15 protein-coding genes are annotated in these 20,327 nt (G+C 73.6%); 5 read left to right on the top strand and 10 right to left on the bottom strand.

The annotated features are described in order from the left end of the window. Window positions 1-30: 30 nt before the first annotated feature. On the bottom strand, window positions 31-1,230 hold the full coding sequence (locus ABZ457_RS23920) for a saccharopine dehydrogenase NADP-binding domain-containing protein (RefSeq protein WP_359160646.1): 1,200 nt from the start codon (window positions 1,228-1,230) through the stop codon (window positions 31-33). 254 nt (window positions 1,231-1,484) lie between these two features. Here ABZ457_RS23920 and ABZ457_RS23915 point away from each other — a divergent pair, with 254 nt between their 5' ends. The 4 genes from ABZ457_RS23915 to ABZ457_RS23900 all read left to right on the top strand — a co-directional run bounded on the left by ABZ457_RS23915 (window position 1,485) and on the right by ABZ457_RS23900 (window position 7,349). After that, window positions 1,485-2,681 (top strand): CaiB/BaiF CoA-transferase family protein, encoded by a 1,197-nt coding sequence (locus tag ABZ457_RS23915; RefSeq protein ID WP_359160643.1) that lies wholly within the window; start codon window positions 1,485-1,487, stop codon window positions 2,679-2,681. Then, window positions 2,678-3,820, top strand: coding sequence for an acyl-CoA dehydrogenase family protein (locus ABZ457_RS23910; protein WP_359160640.1), 1,143 nt, complete (start codon window positions 2,678-2,680; stop codon window positions 3,818-3,820). Before ABZ457_RS23915 ends, ABZ457_RS23910 begins: the two co-directional genes overlap by 4 nt. 93 nt (window positions 3,821-3,913) lie before the next feature. Next, the gene (locus ABZ457_RS23905; protein ID WP_359160637.1) at window positions 3,914-5,128 is read left to right on the top strand and encodes an acetyl-CoA C-acetyltransferase; all 1,215 of its coding nucleotides are present in this window, start codon (window positions 3,914-3,916) and stop codon (window positions 5,126-5,128) included. 43 nt (window positions 5,129-5,171) lie between these two features. Beyond that, a complete protein-coding gene (locus tag ABZ457_RS23900) occupies window positions 5,172-7,349 on the top strand; it encodes a 3-hydroxyacyl-CoA dehydrogenase NAD-binding domain-containing protein (RefSeq protein WP_359160634.1) in 2,178 nt (725 codons plus the stop codon). Here the strand turns inward: ABZ457_RS23900 and ABZ457_RS23895 are convergent. The 6 genes from ABZ457_RS23895 to sph all read right to left on the bottom strand — a co-directional run bounded on the left by ABZ457_RS23895 (window position 7,333) and on the right by sph (window position 15,359). Then, window positions 7,333-8,040: a hypothetical protein gene (locus tag ABZ457_RS23895; protein WP_359160631.1), complete on the bottom strand. Its 708-nt coding sequence runs from the start codon at window positions 8,038-8,040 to the stop codon at window positions 7,333-7,335. The genes ABZ457_RS23900 and ABZ457_RS23895 overlap by 17 nt on opposite strands. A gap of 108 nt (window positions 8,041-8,148) precedes the next feature. Then, window positions 8,149-10,308 (bottom strand): RICIN domain-containing protein, encoded by a 2,160-nt coding sequence (locus ABZ457_RS23890; RefSeq protein WP_359160628.1) that lies wholly within the window; start codon window positions 10,306-10,308, stop codon window positions 8,149-8,151. Between the two features lie 318 nt (window positions 10,309-10,626). Then, a complete protein-coding gene (locus tag ABZ457_RS23885; RefSeq protein ID WP_359160625.1) occupies window positions 10,627-11,391 on the bottom strand; it encodes a MerR family transcriptional regulator in 765 nt (254 codons plus the stop codon). Between the two features lie 205 nt (window positions 11,392-11,596). Further along, a complete protein-coding gene (locus tag ABZ457_RS23880) occupies window positions 11,597-12,874 on the bottom strand; it encodes a serine hydrolase domain-containing protein (protein ID WP_359160622.1) in 1,278 nt (425 codons plus the stop codon). 189 nt (window positions 12,875-13,063) lie between these two features. After that, window positions 13,064-14,143 carry a S1 family peptidase gene (locus ABZ457_RS23875; protein ID WP_359160619.1) on the bottom strand — a complete coding sequence of 360 codons (1,080 nt, stop codon included), beginning with the start codon at window positions 14,141-14,143 and terminating at the stop codon, window positions 13,064-13,066. Between the two features lie 223 nt (window positions 14,144-14,366). Further along, window positions 14,367-15,359 (bottom strand): sphingomyelin phosphodiesterase, encoded by a 993-nt coding sequence (gene sph / locus ABZ457_RS23870; RefSeq protein WP_359160616.1) that lies wholly within the window; start codon window positions 15,357-15,359, stop codon window positions 14,367-14,369. A gap of 312 nt (window positions 15,360-15,671) precedes the next feature. Here sph and ABZ457_RS23865 point away from each other — a divergent pair, with 312 nt between their 5' ends. Then, window positions 15,672-16,565 (top strand): oxygenase MpaB family protein, encoded by an 894-nt coding sequence (locus ABZ457_RS23865; protein ID WP_359160614.1) that lies wholly within the window; start codon window positions 15,672-15,674, stop codon window positions 16,563-16,565. Window positions 16,566-16,657: 92 nt separating this feature from the next. On the opposite strand, the gene ABZ457_RS23860 is transcribed toward ABZ457_RS23865, so the two are convergent. From ABZ457_RS23860 to ABZ457_RS23850, 3 genes are all read right to left on the bottom strand, one after another. Continuing rightward, a complete protein-coding gene (locus tag ABZ457_RS23860; protein WP_359160610.1) occupies window positions 16,658-18,061 on the bottom strand; it encodes a GH1 family beta-glucosidase in 1,404 nt (467 codons plus the stop codon). A 153-nt stretch (window positions 18,062-18,214) separates the two neighbouring features. Then, entirely contained in the window at window positions 18,215-19,120 is a 906-nt protein-coding gene (locus tag ABZ457_RS23855; RefSeq protein WP_359160607.1) for a carbohydrate ABC transporter permease, read from the bottom strand. Then, a complete protein-coding gene (locus ABZ457_RS23850) occupies window positions 19,117-20,079 on the bottom strand; it encodes a sugar ABC transporter permease (protein WP_359160604.1) in 963 nt (320 codons plus the stop codon). Before ABZ457_RS23850 ends, ABZ457_RS23855 begins: the two co-directional genes overlap by 4 nt. Window positions 20,080-20,327: the final 248 nt, after the last annotated feature.

Below are 20,327 nucleotides of genomic sequence, written 5' to 3'. Positions count from 1 at the left end.
GGATACCGGGCCCGGGACCCCGCCACCCGCTCAGCGCGCGTGCGCCACGCGGAAGGTGATGCCCGCCTCCCGCAGGCGGGCGACCAGCGCGTCCCCCATCGCGGCGGCCGGGGTGACCTGGCCCGCCGTGGGCGGCAGCTTGTCGAAGGCCAGGCTGAGCGCCGCCTCCGCGAGGATCTTCGCCGTCTCGTCGTAGCCCGGGTCCCCGCCGCGCACCTCCGTGAAGACACGGCGGCCGCCGCCCTCGCCCACGAAACGCACCGAGAACCAGCTCCGCGCCCGGCGTTCCGCGCTCGGACCGGTGCCGGGCTCGACGACGCGCATCAGGGCGCGCCGGGCCGCCGGGATCTGGGCGAGGAGGAAGCCCGTGCCCACCGCGACCGGGCCGCCCAGTGCCATCGGGAGGGTCTTCACCGCGGCGTAGTGGCGGTAGCGGAAGTCGGGGCCGTACCGCTCCAGCGCGCGGGCCGAACGTGCCACCACCTGGCCGTCGATGGTCGGCAGGGGCAGCGCCCAGGCGCCCGTCTCGCGGCTGAAGCGCGGCCCGCCGACCGGGGCGCCCGCGCGCCGCCCGGCGAGGCGCGGCTCGTGCAGCCGCCGCTCGCGCGCCGCCCGCAGTGTCTGCCGGCCGCGCCCCATCGCGTTCAGCGCGGAGGCGAAGGTGCCGCCGGAGAACATGGCGTTGGACCGCACGAAGCCGTCCACCCGCAGCGGGACGCCCTCGGGGAGCTGCTGCACCGTGAAGAGGACGCCCAGGTCGTGCGGCACGGAGTCGAAGCCGCAGGCGTGCACCAGCCGGGCGCCCGTCTCGCGCGCGAGGGCGTCGTGGCGGACGTACATGTCGTCCACGAACTCCGGTTCGCCGCACAGGTCCAGATAGTCCGTCCCGGCCTCCGCGCACGCGGCGACCAGCGGCTCCCCGTGCCAGACGTAGGGCCCCACGGTCGTGGCCAGGACCCGGGTGGAGCGGGCGAGGGCGCGCACCGCGTCCCGGTCGGAGGCGTCCACCACCACGAGCGGCAGGTCCGCGCAGGCGGGGGAGAGCTTCGCGAGCCGTTCCCGCAGCGCCTCCAGCTTGGCGCGGCTGCGTCCCGCGACGGCCCACCGGCAGTCGGCGGGCGCGTGCCGCGCCAGATACGCGGCGGTCAGCTCCCCCGCGAAGCCGGTCGCGCCGAAGAGCACGACATCGTACGGACGCTCACCGCGACCGCTTTCGTTCTGGCTGTTCAAGGGCTCCTCCGCCGTAGTGGTCCGGTGCCGATGGGGCGGGCCGGGATCAGGGTCCGCCGAAGGGACCGGGCCGGTCGGCAGACCCTAGCGTGCCGCGCGGCCCCGCAGAAGACGGGTTCCCCATCGGTAACCTGACAGACCTGTCCGCTCTAAGCGCTTGCTCGGTGCAAAGCCCCGGAAAGCCTTGTGCGGAGTGGAACGTGTTCTTACCATCACTGGTGTTACATCAGTTGTGTCACACTGCTGGGGGCCGGATGACAGCCACAGGGAACGGGCCGCTGGCCGGGGTGCGCGTGGTCGAACTGGCGGGCATCGGGCCCGGACCGTTCGCCGCGATGCTCCTGGCCGACCTGGGGGCCGACGTCGTCCGCGTCGACCGCCCCGGCGGCCCCGGGCTCGGGATCGACCCCGCGCGCGACCTCACCAACCGCAACAAGCGCTCCGTCCTGATCGACCTCAAGGCGGAGGACGGCCCCGCCCGGGTGCTCGACCTGGTGGCGAAGGCGGACATCCTGGTCGAGGGCTACCGGCCCGGAGTCGCCGAACGCCTGGGCGTCGGCCCCGACGTCTGCCTGGCGCGCAATCCGAAGCTGGTCTACGGGCGGATGACCGGCTGGGGCCAGGACGGCCCCCTCGCGGAGCGCGCCGGCCACGACATCTCCTACATCGCCGTCACCGGCACCCTGTCCATGATCGGCCAAGCGGACCAGCCGCCCGTCGTCCCCGCCAACCTGGTCGGCGACTACGCGGGCGGCTCCCTCTACCTCGTCGTCGGGGTGCTCGCCGCCCTCCAGCACGCCCGCTCCGAGGGCGGCACCGGCCAGGTGGTGGACGCCGCGATCGTCGACGGCGCCACCCATCTCGCCACGATGATCCACGGCATGATGGCGGCCGGCGGCTGGCAGGACCGCCGGGGCGCCAACCTCCTCGACGGCGGCTGCCCCTTCTACGGCTCCTACGAGACCGCCGACGGCCGGTACATGGCGGTCGGCGCCCTGGAGCAGCGCTTCTACGACGAGTTCATCACCCTGCTCGGCATCGCCGACCAGGTGCCCGCCCGCAAGGAGTTCGACCGCTGGGACGAGCTGCGGGCCGCCGTCGCCGCCCGCTTCCGGACCCGTACCCGCGCCGAGTGGACGGCCGTCTTCGAGGGCTCCGACGCCTGTGTCGCCCCCGTCCTCTCCCTCCGCGAGGCCCCGCACCACCCCCATCTCGCCGCCCGCGGCACCTTCACGGACCACGGCGGCATCCCCCAGCCCGCCCCCGCGCCTCGCTTCTCGGCCACCCCCGGCGCCGTCACCCGGCCGCCCGCGCTGCCCGGCGCGGACACCGCCGAGGTGGCCCGGGACTGGGGCGTACCGCTCACCGGCCCCGCCGGGCACGCCGACCCGGCCGCCCCCGCCGGAGGCACCGGCACCACCGGCACCACCCGCCCCGAGGAGGACCGTTGAAGCGCCAGATCTTCACCGAGGAGCACGAGGCGTTCCGCGAGACCGTGCGCACCTTCCTCACCAAGGAGGTCCTGCCGCACTACGCGCAGTGGGAGAAGGACGGCATCGTCAGCCGCGAGGCCTGGCTCGCCGCCGGCCGGCAGGGCCTCCTCGGCCTCGCCGTCCCCGAGGAGTACGGAGGCGGCGGCAACGACGACTTCCGCTACGCGGCCGTGCTGCACGAGGAGTTCACCCGCGCCGGCGCCCCCGGGCTCGCCATCGGCCTGCACAACGACATCATCGGCCCCTACCTCACCTCCCTGGCCACCGAGGAGCAGAAGCGCCGCTGGCTGCCCGGCTTCTGCACCGGCGAGACCATCACCGCCATCGCCATGACCGAACCCGGCGCCGGCTCCGACCTCCAGGGCATCCGCACCACCGCCGAGGACCGCGGCGACCACTGGGTCCTCAACGGCTCCAAGACCTTCATCTCCAACGGCATCCTCGCCGACCTGGTGATCGTGGTCGCCCGCACCACCCCCGAGGGCGGGGCGCACGGACTCTCCCTCCTCGTCGTGGAACGCGGCGCGGAGGGCTTCGAACGCGGCCGCAACCTCGACAAGATCGGCCAGAAGTCCCAGGACACCGCCGAGTTGTTCTTCAACGACGTGAAGGTGCCCAAGGAGAACCTGCTCGGCGAGCTCAACGGCGCGTTCATCCATCTGATGACCAACCTCGCCCAGGAGCGCATGGCCATCGCCGTCGCCGGGATCGCCGCCGCCGAGCACCTGCTGGAGATCACCACCGCGTACGTCAAGGAGCGCGAGGCCTTCGGCCGACCGCTGGCGCGGCTCCAGCACATCCGCTTCGAGATCGCCGAACTGGCCACCGAGTGCGCCGTCACCCGGGCCTTCCTGGACCGCTGCATCGAGGACCACGCCAAGGGCGAACTGGACGCCGTGCACGCCTCGATGGCCAAGTGGTGGGCCACCGAACTCCAGAAGCGCGCCGCCGACCGGTGCCTCCAACTCCACGGCGGGTACGGCTACATGAACGAGTACCCGGTCGCCCGGGCCTTCACCGACGGGCGTATCCAGACCATCTACGGCGGTACGACCGAGATCATGAAGGAGATCATCGGCCGTTCCCTGCTCGGCTGACCCGGACCGCGCGGCGGCACCCGGCCCCGGCTCCGGGGCGGCCCGCCCCCACTCCCTCGCACCACCCCCCGCCCCTCCCGAAAGGCTGACAAGGTGAGCACCGAAGCGTACGTGTACGACGCGATCCGCACCCCGCGCGGACGCGGGAAGGCGAACGGCGCCCTGCACGGCACCAAGCCGATCGACCTGGTCGTCGGCCTGATCCACGAGATCCGGGCCCGCTTCCCCGGCCTGGACCCGGCCGCGATCGACGACATCGTGCTCGGTGTCGTCGGCCCCGTCGGCGACCAGGGCTCCGACATCGCCCGGATCGCCGCCATCGCCGCCGGGCTCCCGGACACGGTGGCCGGTGTGCAGGAGAACCGCTTCTGCGCCTCGGGTCTTGAGGCCGTCAACCTGGCCGCCATGAAGGTCCGTTCGGGCTGGGAGGAGCTGGTCCTCGCCGGTGGCGTCGAGTCGATGTCCCGGGTCCCGATGGCCTCCGACGGCGGCGCCTGGTTCGCCGACCCGATGACCAACCTGGACACCAACTTCGTCCCCCAGGGCATCGGCGCCGACCTCATCGCCACCCTCGGCGGCTGGTCCCGCCGCGACGTCGACGAGTACGCCGCCCTCTCCCAGGAGCGGGCCGCCGCCGCGTGGAAGGACGGCCGCTTCGAGCGCTCGGTCGTCCCCGTGAAGGACCGCAACGGCCTCGTCGTCCTCGACCGCGACGAGCACATGCGCCCCGGCACCACCGCCGACTCCCTCGCCTCCCTCAAGCCGTCCTTCGCCGACATCGGCGAACTCGGCGGCTTCGACGCGGTCGCCCTCCAGAAGTACCACTGGGTCGAGAAGATCGACCACGTCCACCACGCGGGCAACTCCTCGGGCATCGTGGACGGCGCCGCCCTCGTCGCCATCGGGAGCAAGGCCGTCGGCGAGCGCTACGGCCTCACCCCGCGCGCCCGGATCGTCTCCGCCGCCGTCTCCGGCTCCGAGCCGACCATCATGCTCACCGGCCCCGCGCCCGCGACCCGCAAGGCCCTCGCCAAGGCCGGTCTCACCATCGACGACATCGACCTGGTCGAGATCAACGAGGCCTTCGCCGGCGTCGTCCTGCGCTTCGCCGACGACATGGGCCTCTCCCTCGACAAGGTCAACGTCAACGGCGGCGCCATCGCCCTCGGCCACCCCCTCGGTGCCACCGGCGCGATGATCCTCGGCACCCTCGTCGACGAACTGGAGCGCCAGGACAAGCGCTACGGCCTCGCCACCCTCTGCGTCGGCGGCGGCATGGGCATCGCCACCGTCGTCGAACGCCTCTGACCGTCCTGTCCCCACCGGCCCCCTCTTACGGAGCAGCCACACCATGAGCGAGTCCACCACCATCCGCTGGGAACAGGACGAGACCGGCGTCGTCACCCTCGTCCTCGACGACCCCAACCAGTCCGCCAACACCATGAACCAGGCGTTCAAGGCGTCCGTCACCGCGATCGCCGACCGGATCGAGGCCGAGAAGGACTCCATCCGCGGCATCATCGTCACCTCCGCCAAGAAGACCTTCTTCGCGGGCGGCGACCTCAAGGAGATGATCCAGGCCGGACCGGACGACGCGCGGTTCGTCTTCGAGGCCGGCCTCGGCATCAAGCGCGCCCTGCGCCGTATCGAGACCCTGGGCAAGCCCGTCGTCGCCGCCATCAACGGCGCGGCCCTCGGCGGCGGTTACGAGATCGCCCTCGCCTGCCACCACCGCGTCGCCCTCGACGCGCCCGGCTCCAAGATCGGCCTGCCCGAGGTCACCCTCGGCCTGCTGCCCGCGGGCGGCGGCGTCACCCGGACCGTGCGCCTCATGGGCATCGCCGACGCCCTCCTCAAGGTCCTCATCCAGGGCACCCAGTACACGCCGAAGCGCGCCCTGGAGAACGGCCTGATCCACGAGGTCGCCGCCACCCGCGAGGAGATGCTGGCGAAGGCCCGCGCCTTCATCGACGCCAACCCCGAGTCCCGCCAGCCGTGGGACACCCCCGGCTACCGCATCCCGGGCGGCACCCCGTCGAACCCCAAGTTCGCCGCCAACCTGCCCGCCTTCCCGGCCAACCTGCGCAAGCAGACCGCCGGCGCCCCCTACCCGGCGCCGCGCAACATCCTCGCCGCCGCGGTCGAGGGCTCCCAGGTGGACTTCGAGACCGCCCAGGTCATCGAGGCCCGCTACTTCACCGAGCTGGTCACCGGGCAGACCGCGAAGAACATGATCCAGGCGTTCTTCTTCGACCTCCAGGCCGTCAACTCCGGTGCCAGCCGCCCGTCCGGCATCGAGGCCCGCAAGGTCGCCAAGGTGGCGGTGCTCGGTGCCGGGATGATGGGCGCGGGCATCGCGTACTCCTGCGCCCGCGCCGGGATCGAGGTCGTCCTCAAGGACGTGACCGCCGAGGCCGCCGCCAAGGGCAAGGCGTACTCGGAGAAGCTGTGCGCCAAGGCCGTCGCCCGGGGCCGCACCACCCAGGAGAAGGCGGACGCCGTCCTGGCCCGCATCACGCCCACGGCCGAGGCCGCCGACCTCGCGGGCTGCGACGCCGTGATCGAGGCGGTGTTCGAGGACGCCGCCCTCAAGCACAAGGTGTTCCAGGAGATCCAGGACGTCATCGAGCCGGACGCGCTGCTCTGCTCCAACACCTCCACCCTGCCGATCACCGCCCTCGCCGAAGGGGTCTCCCGCCCGGACGACTTCATCGGTCTGCACTTCTTCTCGCCCGTCGACAAGATGCCGCTGGTGGAGATCATCAAGGGCGGGCGGACCGGTGACGAGGCGCTGGCCCGCGCCTTCGACCTGGTCCGGCAGATCAACAAGACCCCGATCGTGGTGAACGACTCGCGCGGCTTCTTCACCTCGCGGGTCATCGGCCAGTTCATCAACGAGGGCGTCGCGATGGTCGGCGAGGGGGCGAACCCGGTCTCCATCGAGCAGGCGGCGGCGCAGGCCGGCTACCCGGCCAAGGTCCTCTCCCTGATGGACGAGCTGACCCTCACCCTGCCCCGCAAGATCCGCAACGAGGCCCGGCGCGCGGTCGAGGAGGCCGGCGGCACCTGGACCCCGCACCCGGGCGAGGCGGTCATCGACCGCATGGTCGACGAGTTCGGGCGCCCCGGCCGCAGCGGCGGCGCGGGCTTCTACGACTACGACGCGGACGGGAAGCGCACCGGTCTGTGGCCGGGGCTGCGCGAGCACTTCGCCGTGCCCGGCGCCGAGATCCCCTTCGAGGACATGAAGGAGCGGATGCTCTTCTCGGAGGCGCTGGACACGGTGCGCTGCCTGGAGGAGAACGTCCTCACCACGGTCGCCGACGCCAACATCGGCTCCATCATGGGCATCGGCTTCCCCGCCTGGACGGGCGGCGTCCTCCAGTACATCAACGGGTACGAGGGCGGCCTGCCCGGCTTCGTGGCCCGCGCGCGGGAGCTGGCCTACCGCTACGGCGACCGGTTCCAGCCCCCCGCGCTGCTGCTGGCGAAGGCCGAGCGGGGGGAGCGGTTCACCGACGCGGGCTGAGCGGGCGACCCGGGTCGCGCCGTCGGCGGACGCGGTGGGCGAGGACCGCGAAGGTCCCGCCGACGAGGGCGGCGACCACGGCGCCGCCGACGGCGAGACCGGTCCAGCCGCCGGGCTGCGACGCGTCGGCGGCCGCCGCGTCCGGGGTGTTCGGCGCGGCGGGGGTGTCGGGTTCCGTCGGTGGCGTGGCGGGCCCGGTCGTCGGCGTGTCCGGTCCGGTCGCCGGGGCCTCGTGGCCGGCCGCCTGGTCGGGGGTGGCAGCCCCGGGGCCGGCCGTTCCGGGGCCGTCCGCCGGGGTGGGGGAGGCCGGGGTGCCCGGGGAGACCGTGATCTCCTCCTCGTCCCGGCCGAGAGCCGGATGGCCCGCCTCCACGGTGACCGTCCAGCGTCCGGGCGGCAGCGTCCCGTCCGCCGTCCAGCCCGTCGCGGAGCCCGGGTCACGGACCAGCCGGAACGGTCCGGCCGTCCGGCCGTCGTCGGCGACCGCGTTGACGGTGGCGGCGACCCGCCCCTCGACCGGGTCCTTGTCGTTCTCCCAGACGACGGTGGTGCGCACCCGGCCGAAGTCGTGCCCGGTGATCTCGACGTCGAGGGTGCCGCCATGGGCCAGGGCCGTACCGCCGGCGGCCGGCAGGGACAGGACCGCCCCCGCCAGGGCGGCGACGGCGGCGGTGGGGAGGGTTCGGCGCATCGCGGGTGCTCCATGTCGTCGGTGTCTGCGGGGACGGGGGACGGGATCGGTGTGCGCGGGGGCGGCCGACGGGCCCTGACGGTCCGCCGGCCGCCCCCGCGCGTGGCGTCAGGACGCCTTCTGGACCGTCCACACCTGGGCCGGTGCGCCCGTCGCGCCCTGCCGCTGCTGCAACTCGATCAGCCAGGACCCGTAGTACGGGCGGTTGCTGACGCCGAGGGCGTAGGAGCTGTCCCCGGCGGTGATCGTCACACCGCTGCCGCCCGCCGTGATCCGCCACCGCTGGGCGGGGATGTCACGGCACGGCTGCTGGGCGACCCACATGCCGGCGCTCGGCGCGCCGCCGCTCTGGAGGCACTTGCCCGACACGGCGGAGCGGATACGGCTGTAGCCGTTGCCCGCGTTGTCGAAGTACCACTGCTGCTGGGCGTAGCCGGTGCGCTGCGAGCCGACCAGCACGGTGTTGTCCGCGCTGTGCCCGCCCCAGATCTCCGCGGCCGCCCCGGTGGCGCCGTTGGTGAGGAGCTGGCGGGTGCCCGGGGTGGGCGTCGTCCCGCCGCCACCGCCGCCGGTGGTGCGGAAGGAGGTGGCGCGGCCCGGGCCGCTGTCGCGCCCGGAGGCGTCGCGGACCGAGACGGCGAGGGTGTGGGCCGTGCCCGGCTTGAGGTTGTAGACCCGGGTGCTGGTCGTCTGCACCCAGCCGATCGCCCTGCCGTCCAGGAAGACCTGGTACCAGACCGCACCGGCGACCGGCTGCCAGCCGGCGACGGCGAAGTCCGGGCCGGTCTGCCCGACGGTGACGGCCGGTCCGGTGCCGGTGCCGTTCGTCGGCCGGGGCGTCGGGGTGGGCTTCGTCGGTGCCGGGCTGGGTGTGGGTGTCGGCCGGGGGTTCGGCGTGGTCCCGGTGCCGCGCATCAGGAACTGGTTGTCCGCGATGTTCCAGTGCGTGGCCAGATAGCTGCCGGGCCTGGGGTTCGTGTGGAAGTAGTCGTCGTTGTTGCAGTCCAGCCGGTTCTCGTAGCCCCGGTCCCGGCAGACGTTGCGCATGGTGGGGTAGTACGGGCTGTCCGAGTAGCACATCACGTCCCACTCGTCCGTGCAGTGCGCGCCGCGGCTGGTGTTGGGCGCGCTGTTGTTCACCGCGCCCAGGTTGTGGCCCAGTTCGTGCGCGGCGGTGTGCCCGCCCCAGCAGCCGGTGTCCGTACGGCCGTAGGAGGGGCCGAAGTTGCTGAGGTTGTTCTGGCCCGGGCGCTCGTCGCCGGCGAAGGTGCCGATACCGCAGTAGACCTGGGAGTCGGCGAAGATCATGTACTTGCGGTCGCGCCGGTCGAGCCCCTTGGCGGCGAGCGCCCGGTTGGTGGCGCTGAACTCGGCGAGGGCGGCGGCCGGGAGTTCGATGTTGAGCACGGTCGGTGTGCAGTCGGCCGCGGTCACATAGCGGATGTGCCGGACACCCCCGGTGTCCTTGGCGCTCTCCGAGAAGATGAGGTCCGCGTCGGCGGCCCACTTGCGGAACGAGGCGAAGTACTGCGCGTACCGGTCCTTGCCGGGCGCGTGGACGTAGACGACCTGGACGCGGTTGCCGCTGCTGCCGTCGCCGTCGCACTGGACGGTCTGTCCGGCGGGCCCGTTCGCGGCCGGTGCCCGGGACGCCTGGGTGTCCTGGGGCGACCGGGGGTCGCCGGACGCCCCCGAACGGCCTTCGGTGCTCGGCGCCTTGGCGGCGGTCCCGGGCGCGGTGGCGTCGAGCGCGGGTGCGGCCGTACGGGGGAGGGTGCCGGAGGACCCCCCGGATCCTCCGGTCCCCCTGGCGGGCTTGCCGCTTCCGGACTCGGCCGGGTCCTCGGCGGGCGCCGTCGTCCGGACGGCGGGTGGGGTGTCCTTGGTGATGTCGACGCCCTTGGGCGGGGCGTCGGGGCCGTGGGTGCAGTGGCCGCCCGTGGTGCGGTACACCCCCGCGCACGGATCCCCCTCGGGCGCGGGCTTCAGGCCCCGGTAGACCATGCCCCGTTCGGGCTCGCTCTTCGGGACCTCCGTCAGCGGCTCGGGCTCCTTCTCGCGGGCGGGCTCCTTCGCCGGCTCGACGGCCGGTCCCGCCGCGGCGGGCTCCCCCTGCGCGAGCGGCTGCGGGCTGCCCCCGTCGGCCCCGCGGGTCGCCTCGTAGGCCACCCCTCCGACGACCGCCATCACGGCGACGGCGGCCGTGGCGAGTATGAGCCGGCGGGGTGTGCCCCGCCGCTGCTTTCGGAGTCTTCGACGTCCGGGCATGGGTGTGCATCTCTTCCTTGGTCAGGGAACGGTGCGCGGAAGCTTGCCAGAACGAATTTCCGAATATCTCGGGCAATTGGGGTGGCGGTTCGGGGGGTGGTGCTGTAATCGCCGCTGCTGAATTGATGAACAGTCAACTCGCTTCTCGCGTAGGTGAGTTACGCGCGTGGACTCCGATTGGTCCAGTCCCTTTTAAGGATGCCGTGACGCAATCGTGATCTATAAGTGGGTTTGAATTGAGAATGCGTCAACCGCGCTACTCACGGCCCGAATTGCCGCGATCACGAACCGTGCGCCCGCCGGGCCTCCGGCGGGCGCTCAGCGGTCGCTGCCGAAGGCGGCCCGCAGTTCCTCCCGCAACGACCGCTGGAACGCGGTGACCAGGGCCTGCACCACCATCGGCTGCATGTGCGCGGACAGCGACTTCATGGCCGCCACATGGTCCGGGTCCTCCCGGCTCTCCCGGTAGGGCCCCCAGACCTCGTCACGGAACAGCCGGGACAGCTCCTGGGCCGCCGCGCGGGCGTGCTCCAGCAGGACGGTGCGGGAGGCGAGGATGGTCTCGTGCGCGATCGGCACGTCCAGCAGCTCCAGGCCGAGGCGCAGCAGGGAGCCGTCCAGCCGCAGCAGGCCGTCCGGGCGGCGGTCCAGTACGCCCATCGCGGCGAGCCGGTCCACATCCTCCTCCGACAACTCCCGCCCGGCCCGGCGGGTCAGCTCCCGGCGGGTGACCTCCTCCGCCGACTCCGGCGCCCAGGAGGCCACCAGGGCCCGGTGGATGGCGAGATCCTGCTCGCTGAGATCGGCCGGCAGCTGCTCCAGATACCGCTCGATCGCGGCGAGCGTCATCCCCTGGTGCTGCAACTCCTCGATGAGCGCCAGCCGGGACAGATGCCCGGGGCCGTAGTGGCCGACCCGGCGCGGGCCGATCACGGGCGGAGGCAGCAGCCCGCGACCGCTGTAGAAGCGGATCGTCCGCACGGTCACCCCGGCGCGCGCCGCCAGTTCGTCGACGGTGAACGCCGGCTCCACGCCGCCTTCCGCCGCCGCGGCGATCGCCTGCCCGCCGGTGCCGTCCGTCATGGCTCTCCCTCCGCTCCTGCCACCGGTACAACAGTAATGCTGTCTCACCGGCACTGTGGAAAACCCGGCACCGATGCCGGAGGCCGTCCGTACGGTGGAGCCATGACCGAGATCGCGTATGCCGACCAGCCCCGGGGCCGTGCCCGGACCCGCCCCCGGGCTGTCCCGCCGGGCCGGGCCCGGGGACAGCCCGGCGGGACACGACCTAGCCGCGGATCAGGGTGCAGACCGCGTCCTCCTGGATGTCGCGGACGGTTTCCAGGAGCGCGGGGGCCACGGACTGGTTGATCTGGCGGGTCAGGGAGAAGGTGAGGGAGAGCCTGCCGTCCGGGGTCGCGGCGATGAGCTGGGTGTAGCCGGGGAAGTTGCCGGTGTGGCCGAGGACGACGCCGCAGCGTGTGGTGTAGCGGAAGATGCCCAGCCCGGCCCGGTTGGCGCCCGGCCCGGCGGGCTCCGAGGCGCCCTTCACCCAGCGGCGCTGCTCGCGCAGCACGGCGGGGGAGGTCAGGGCGCCCGGGGCGTAGCCGCGGATGAAGCGGGTCATGTCGCGCGGGGTGGAGACGATACCGCCGGACGCCCAGACGCCGGAGGCGCTGAGGAGTTCGCTGACGTCCTGCGGCGCGGCCGGCGGCTCGATGTCGTAGCCGCGCAGGTAGGGCTCGGGGAGTTCATAGCCCTGCGGCAGGCTGGTGTTCCGCAGGCCGAGGGGCCGGTAGACGATGCCACGGAGGAGGGATTCGTAGCGGCGGCCGGTCGCGGCCTCGGCCATCAGGGCCACCGCGATGTTGTCGGAGTTGGAGTACAGATAGCGGGAGCCGGGCCGGAAGTCCAGTGGTTCGCCGGCGACGAACCGGAGCAGCCGCCGGGAGTCGAAGTGGCGCCGGGGGTTCTCGTCCAGCAGGCGCTGGAACTCGGGGGCGGTGGTGTAGTCGGGCAGTCCGCTGGTGTGCTGGAGGAGCTGGCGGAGGGTCACCGCGTGCCAGGCGCGCGGGAGGCGGGGCAGCCGCTGCCCGATCGTGTCGTCGAGACCGAGCCGCCCCTCCGCCACGAGGTGCAGGGCCACGGCCCCGCTGAAGGCCTTCGCCGTGCTGGCGATCCGCATGTGGTCGTCGACGCGGAGGGGGCGGCCGGTCGCCAGGTCCGCCGTGCCGGACCGCAGCACCCGCCGCCGATCGCCGTCCTGGAGGACGACGATCGCCCCGGGCGGACCGTCCGCCCGGCGGACGAGGGCGTCGAGCCGCTTCTGCAGGGCCTTGACGGAGCCGCGTCCGGCCGGACCGGCAGGCCCTCCGGGGTGCGCGGCCCGGTCGCCGGCCGTGGACGCGGGCGCGGTCGCCGTCGCGGGCGCCGGGGCGGCGAGCGGCACGGCGGGGGCCGCGCCGAGGGCGGCGGCCGCCAGGGCGAGACAGGCGCCGAGGCGCAGCAGTCCGGCACGGCGCCGGGTCCGGGAACGGGAGGGGGTACGGAGTGGGGGGACGTTCATGGGGGCCTCTGCGGGGGCGAAGGGAACTGATGCCCCCTCAGCATCGGGCGCGCGCGGCCCCCGGGCCGTGTGCCTGCCCCATACGGCCCAGGCCCCGGCGCGTCGCACGGCCGGGCGGGGCGGGCGGGCCGGGTACGGGCGAGGGCGTGCCCGCCGCCGCGGGCACGCCCTCTCTCAGCCGGCCGGGGTTCAGTACACGGCCACGCCGTAGGCGCTCAGCGCCTCCTTGACCGGCTGGTGGATGGCCGAGCCGGCCGTGCCCGAGCAGCCGGAGCTGCCGGAGTGGATGCCGAGTGCCGTGGTGCCCGAGTAGTGGGCACCGCCGCTGTCGCCGCCCGCGGAGCAGGCGGTGGTGCGGACCATGTTGTAGACGGGCCCGTCGCCGTAGTTCACGGTGACGTTCACGGCGGTGACCGTGCCGGAGGTCACCTTGGTCGTGGAGCCCGACTTGGAGATCGACTGGCCGACCACCGCGTCGGCCGCGGAGGTGATGTCCTGGTAGCCGCCGTTGTAGAGGTTGACGTTCCCCGCGGGCTGGGAGCCGTCGGTGTAGCGGACGAGGCCGTAGTCGTTCGTCGGGAAGCTGGTGCCCTCACGGGTGCCGACCGCGGCGCCGCCCGAGGTCGCGGACCAGGAGGCCGACAGGTTGGTGCAGTGGCCGGCGGTCACGAAGTACCGGGCCGTGCCCTTGGAGACGTTGAACGCGGCGGAGCAGCGGGAGCCGCCGCCGTAGATCGCGTCGCCGCCGGCGACCTCCTTGGTGAAGACGCCGGGCACCCGGTTGATGCTCACGCGGTCGCCGAGGGAGGCGGCGACCTTCTTCAGCCGGGCCAGGTCGCGGGCCGACACCGAGGAGTCCGCCTCGACGGCGACCGTGTTGGACGAGGGGTCGATGCCCCAGGAGGTGCCGGTGATCGCGGCCCGCGCCTGGAGGGCGTCCATGGCGGACCGCAGTTCCGCCGTGCTGTGGCGGACGAGCTCGGCGCGGGCGCCGGCCGCGCGGGCCGCCGTGGCGGCCTCGGCGTCGGTCACGGTCACGACCAGCTCCCCGGTGGCGGAGTCCAGGTAGGAGCCGGCGGAACGGTCGCCGAGGCGTTGGGCGAGGGAGGAGTTGAGGCTGTACTGGGCGGCCGTGGCCGTCGCGCCGGGTCCGGGAGCCGGGGCGCCGTCGGGGCCCGGCGCCGCGGTGGAGGTGTGTGCGCCCAGGCCCAGGGCGGTGAGGGCGAGGAGCGCGGGCAGGCAGATGCGCGCACGGAGAGTGCGTCTCATGGGGAGCTTCTCCTTCGTACGAGTCCGTGGGGGGATCGCCGCTGGGTGGACGGCGATGTGGACTGGACCAGTCCGGAGTTGCGGACTCAATGTGGCATGCCCCTGACAGTCACACAAGGGTGCCGCACCGCTCGCGCACCGCGCGTGCCCCGATCGGGCGCCCGGGCCCCGCCCCGGGCCCGGACGCCCCGTCAGCGCGCCCCCGCCGGGCGCGCGCCCCCGGTCAGCTGCCGCTGCCGATCACCGGGTAGTGGTCACTCAGGTTCGTGTACGTGTACGTGGTGCCCCAGCTCCGCACCGACCACGGCGCGCTCTCCTCCTTGACCACGTCGTTCGTCCAGCCCGCCGGCCGGGCGTGACCCGCGCGGTGCAGCACGTGGTCCAGGTCCTCGCGCGGGTCGTCCGGGTAGCGGTCGGCCGCGATCGAGTTCTGCTCGGTGTCGAAGGAGTACCGGTGCCCTGTCCGGGCGTCCTCGGCCGCGAGTCCCGCGTCGGCCAGCAGCGAGGCGTACTCCGCGGAGTGCCGGTCCACGTTGAAGTCGCCCGCCACGACGACCTGTTCGGAGGCGGGGATGCTCTTGGCGTCGAGGAAGGCGTCCATCGCGCGGAACTGGCGGCTGCGCACGGCCGCCGCCTCGCCCGCCTTGCAGCCCGGGTCGGTGGACTGGGCGTGGGTGCCCACGACGTGCACCCGGGAGCCGTTGACGTCCAGCACCGCGTACACGAAGCCCTTGTTGGACCACCAGTCCGCGCCGCAGGCGTCCTTGTAGACGTACTGCTCCTTGCGCACGACGGGCCACTTGCTCAGCACCGTGACGCCCCCGTCCTCCGGAGTCGTCGCCGAGTACGCTCCGCTCGTGGCGTCCCAGCCGCTCTTGCTCCGCCCCATCACCGGCGTCTGGTGCGGGTACTCGGCGGCGGCCCGGCGCTGGAGGGCGTCCGAGGAGGAGTTGTCGAACGCCTCCTGGAGCACGACCACGTCGTTGCCCCGGAAGAAGTCCGTCTGCGGGATCGCCGCGGCCCGGTGGTCCTGGCCCCAGTTGGGGTAGAGGGTCTTGCTGAAAAGAAACGCGTTGTAGCTGAGCACCTTCAGCGAGGGGGTCGCCGCGGCCGGGCCGGCGGCGGAGGCCGGGGGCGCCGCCGCGGCCAGGGCGGTGGCGGCGAGCGCGGCGGAGACGGCCGCGCACAGGGCGCGGCTCAGCGTGGAGGTCGACACGGGAACTCCTGTCGTGGAGTGGGGGGTGGGGGAGGGGGGTGCTCCGGACTGCGTACCGGCGACGCACATCAAACCAGCCGAAGTTACCTTCAGGTAATACTCCGGTGCCGGAATTCTTGCCCCCACCGCAACGATCGCCGTCGCGACGATCGCGCCCCGCGCCGACTGCCCCATGCCGACCGAGCCCGCGCCCCGCGCGCCGACCGCCCCGCGCCGACCGCCTCGCGTCCGCCCCCGGGGCGCACCCGCCGCCCCCGCGCCCCGCATACTGGGAGGTGACCGCACGACCATGCCCCCGGAGCAAGTGACCACGTGACCAGCCGGGCCCCCCGCCCCGTACCGCCGTCGCCCCCGCCCCCTCCGCCCGGCGGGGTGCTGTGGACCCTCACGGGCGACATCCGGTCCCTGCTGATACTCCCGTCCGCGCTCACCCTCCAGGTCGCCCACCCGGCCGTCGGCGCGGGCGTCGACCAGCACTCCGTCTTCCGCACCGACCCCTGGGGCCGCGGCGAGCGCTCCCTGCGCTCCCTGCAGCTCTGGGTCTACGGCGGCGAGCAGGCCGCCGCCGAGGGCCGCCGGCTGCGCGAACTGCACCGGACCATCCAGGGCACCGACACCCGGGGCCGCCGCTACCACGCGCTCACCCCCGCCAACTACGCCTGGGTGCACGCCACCGGCTTCCCCGTCTACCGCCACGCGGCCCGCTACCTGGTGCGCACGCTCACCCCGGCCGAGGAGCGCCTGCTCTACGCGGAGTGGCTCCAGGTCGGCCGGGTCCTCGGCATCCACGACCGGGACATGCCGGGGACCGTCGAGGAGTTCTGGCCGTACTGGCACCGGATGCTCGACGGCGAGGTGGAGGCCACCGTGGTGGTCCGCGAACTCGTGGACGCCGACGCGCCCGTCCCGCCGCCCGACCGGGGCCCCTGGCCGCTGCGGCTGCTCCTGCGCGCCCTGTGGCCGGTGCTGCTGCCCCGGCTGGCCCGGTTCCGGCGCTTCATGACCATCGGGCTGATGCCGCCCGAGGCCCGGGACGCCCTCGGCCTGGAGTGGACGGACGCCCAGGAGCGGCGGCTGCGCCGCTTCTCCCGCGTCGTGCGGACCGTGGTCCCCGCCCTCCCCGAGCGGCTGCGCTATCTCCCCCTGGCCCGGGAGGCCCGCCGCGCCGAACGGCGGCGACGGGCCGCCCGGGCCGCCCGGCCCTGATCCCCCCGAGCCGTCGGGCACAGGACCGGACCGGGCCCGCGCGCCCGGCGGCAGGGACACGGCCCCGGGCGCGCAGCTCCTCGCCCCGGGGCTCAGCCCGAGGCCAGACCGCCCCGCGCGATCACGGACGCGTACCAGCGGGCGCTGTCCTTGAACGTCCGGCGCTGCGAGGCGAAGTCGACGTGCACGATGCCGAACCGCTTGCTGTAGCCGTACGCCCACTCGAAGTTGTCCAGCAGCGACCACAGGAAGTAGCCCCGCACGTCCGCGCCGTCCTCGATGGCCCGGTGCACCGCGGCCAGGTGCGCGTGCAGGTACTCCACCCGCTCCGGGTCCTTCACCTCGCCCGAGGGGTCCGCGTAGTCCTCGTACGCCGCCCCGTTCTCGGTGATCACCAGCGGCACGCCCGGCAGGTCGTCCCGCAGCCGGATCAGCAGCTCGTGCAGGCCGTCCGCGTCCACCGGCCAGTCCATCGCGGTGCGCGGGCCCGGCGCGGGCAGGAAGCGGACGTGCTGCTCGGCGCCCGCCCAGGGCGAGGGCGACTCGGAGGAGCCCGCCGCGACCACCGTGGGGGAGTAGTAGTTGATCCCGAGCGAGTCGATCGGCGCGGACGCCGCCTCCAGGTCGCCGTCGGCCACGAAGGACCAGTCGGTGACGGGGGCCGTGTCGCGGATCAGGTCCTCGGGGAGCCGGCCGCGGAAGACCGGGTCCAGGAAGATCCGGTTGCCGACCGCGTCGATCCGGCGGGCCGCGTCCAGGTCCTCGGGCGCGTCGGTGTGGGCGCGCACCGCGTGCAGGTTCAGCGTCAGCGACACCTCGGCCGAGGGCGCCAGCGCACCCCGCAGCACCCGCGCGGCCAGCCCGTGCGCCAGGTTGAAGTGGTGGGCCGCGCGCAGCGAGGCGAGCGCGCTGGTCCGGCCCGGCGCGTGCACCCCGTTGCCGTAGCCGAGGAAGGCCGCGCACCACGGCTCGTTCAGGGTGGTCCAGGTGGCCACCCGGTCGCCGAGCGCCTCGGCCATGATGCCCGCGTACTCGGCGAACCGGAACGCCGTCTCGCGCTGCGGCCAGCCGCCCGCGTCCTCCAGCTCCTGCGGGAGGTCCCAGTGGTAGAGGGTGGCGACCGGCCGGATGCCGGCCTCCAGCAGCTCGTCCGCGAGCCGCCGGTAGAAGTCCAGGCCCTTGCGCACGGCCGGGCCGCGGCCGGTGGGCTGCACCCGCGGCCAGGAGACCGAGAAGCGGTAGTCGGTGACGCCGAGCCGCCGCATCAGGGCGATGTCCTCGGTCACCCGGTGGTAGTGGTCCGCCGCGATGTCGCCGGTGTCGCCGTTGCGGACCTTGCCGGGGGTGCGGCTGAAGGTGTCCCAGATCGACGGGGTCCGGCCGTCCTCGGCCGCGGCGCCCTCGATCTGGTAGGCGGCGGTGGCGGTGCCCCAGCGGAAGTGCTCCGGGAAGCGGTGGGTCGTCGTCGTGTCGGGACGTGCGTCGAGCGCGGTCATGAGGAGGTAACTCCCGGGAGTGAGGCGGTGGGCGGGGGGAGGCAGGGCCGCGGGGCGGTCCCGGGCCGGAGTGGGCGGGGGCGGCCCGGACGGTGACGGCCCGTGCGGCGGCCCCGGCGTCCGGCCCGGCCCGCGCACCCGGCGGGCGGCGCATCAGCCCTTGACCGCGCCCTGCATGATGCCGCCGACGATCTGGCGGCCCAGCAGGCCGAAGACCAGCAGCACCGGCAGGGTGCCGAGCAGGGTGCCCGCCATGATCACGGACTGGTCGTGGACATAGCCGCCGCCGAGCTGCCGCAGGGCCACCTGCACGGTCGGCTCGGATGAGGTCAGCGCGATGATGGGCCAGAAGAAGTCGTTCCACGCGGCCATGAAGGTGAGCAGACCCAGCACGGCCATGCCCGGCCGGGCGATCGGCACCACGATCGACCAGAAGATCCGGGCCGTGGACGCGCCGTCCACCCGGGCCGCCTCGATCAGCTCGTCCGGCAGCGACTGCACCAGGTACTGGCGCATGAAGAACACACCGAAGGCGGAGACCAGTCCGGGCAGGATGACCGCCTGGAGCTGGTTCACCCAGCCGAGTTCGGCGATCAGCATGAACAGCGGGATGACGCCGAGCTGCGGCGGGATCATCATGGTGCCGATGGTGACCGCGAGCAGCGCGCCCCGGCCCCGGAAGCGCAGCTTGGCGAAGGCGAACCCGGCCAGCGTGCAGCACAGCACCGTGCCCACCGTGATCGAACCGGAGACGATCAGGGAGTTCAGCAGCGCCTTGCCGATGTCCGCCTCCTCCATCACCGCCTCGAAGTTGCGGATCAGGTTCGGGCCGGGGAGCAGCGACGGCGGCACCTGGGCGAGGTCGGCGTTGGAGCGGCTGGCGGCGACGATCGTCCAGTAGAACGGGAACGCGGAGATCAGCACGGCCACGATCAGGATGGCGTAGGCCAGCTTCCCGCCGTGGTTGGTCCGCCCGGCGCGGGAGCCCCGGCCCCGGCGGTCCGGCGGCTGCTTCTCGGGGGCGCGGGGTGCGACCGGCGGATCGGCGAGCGCGGTCATCGGCCGGCCTCCTTGCGGGAACGGCGGCGCGCGAGCAGGGCGTTGACCCCGACGAGCACCACGATGAGCAGGAACATGACCCAGGCGATGGCGGCGGCCCGGCCCAGGTGGAAGAAGCCCCAGCCCTGCTCGTACATATAGAGGCCGAGGGTCTGGTACTGGTGGGAGATGCCGCCGGAGATCGAGCCCTCGAAGAGCAGCGGCTCACCGAAGAGCTGGGTCGCGCCGATCGTGGAGACGATGACCGTGAACACGATGGTCGGCCGCAGACCGGGCAGGGTGACATGGAAGAACTGGCGCCACTTGGAGGCGCCGTCCATCTCGGCCGCCTCGTACAGCTCATTGGGGATCGACTGCATGCCCGCGAGGTAGATCAGCGCGTTGTAGCCGGTCCACCGCCAGATGACGATGGTGGAGACGGCGATCTGCGAGGCGACGGTGCTGTTCTGCCAGTCGACGGGGCCGATGCCGACCAGGCCCATCACATAGTTGATCAGGCCGAAGTCCCGGCCGAAGAGCTGCGCGAAGACCAGGGTGGCGGCGGCCACGGAGGTCGCGTACGGCAGCAGCATCGCGGTGCGCAGGAAGGTGCGCCCGCGGAGCTTGTAGTTGAGCAGGTGCGCGAGACCGAGGGCGATCACGAGCTGGGGCACCGTGGAGAGCACACCGATGGTGAACGTGTTGCGCAGCGCCGTCCAGAAGAACTCGTCGCTCAGCAGCGCGGTGTAGTTGCCGAGACCGCGCCACTCCATGTCCCCGGGGGTCTGGAGCTCGATCCGGTACAGGGACACGAACGCCGTGTAGACCAGGGGGAAGAGGCCGAAGGCGGCGAACAGGGTGAAGAACGGGGCGATATAGGCGTACGGCGAGAACTTCTGCCACGCCCGCCGCGCGGCCTGCGGCCGGGGCGGCGGCGCCGGCTTCGGCGCGGCCGGCTTCGCGGATGCGGTCAGGGTCACGGTGCGGCCCTTCGTCGGGTCGGTACGGGCGGGCGGGACGGCCCCCGGGCGCCCGGCGGGGGCGTGCGGGGAGCGGGCGGCGGGCCGGGACGGGGTGCGCCGCCCCGGAGGGCGGTCGGTCCGGTCCGGGGCCGGAGGGCGGTCGGTCCGGTCCGGGGCCGGGGGGCGGTCGGTCCGGTCCGGGGCCGGGGGGCGGGCGGTGGCTGGACCTCCGGGCCGGTCCGAGGCGGGGTTCTCGGACTGCGGAC

It is taken from the genome of Streptomyces sp. NPDC005805 (assembly GCF_040630445.1).
Lineage (GTDB): Bacteria > Actinomycetota > Actinomycetes > Streptomycetales > Streptomycetaceae > Streptomyces.
This window is presented reverse-complemented; position numbering and strand designations above follow the sequence as displayed.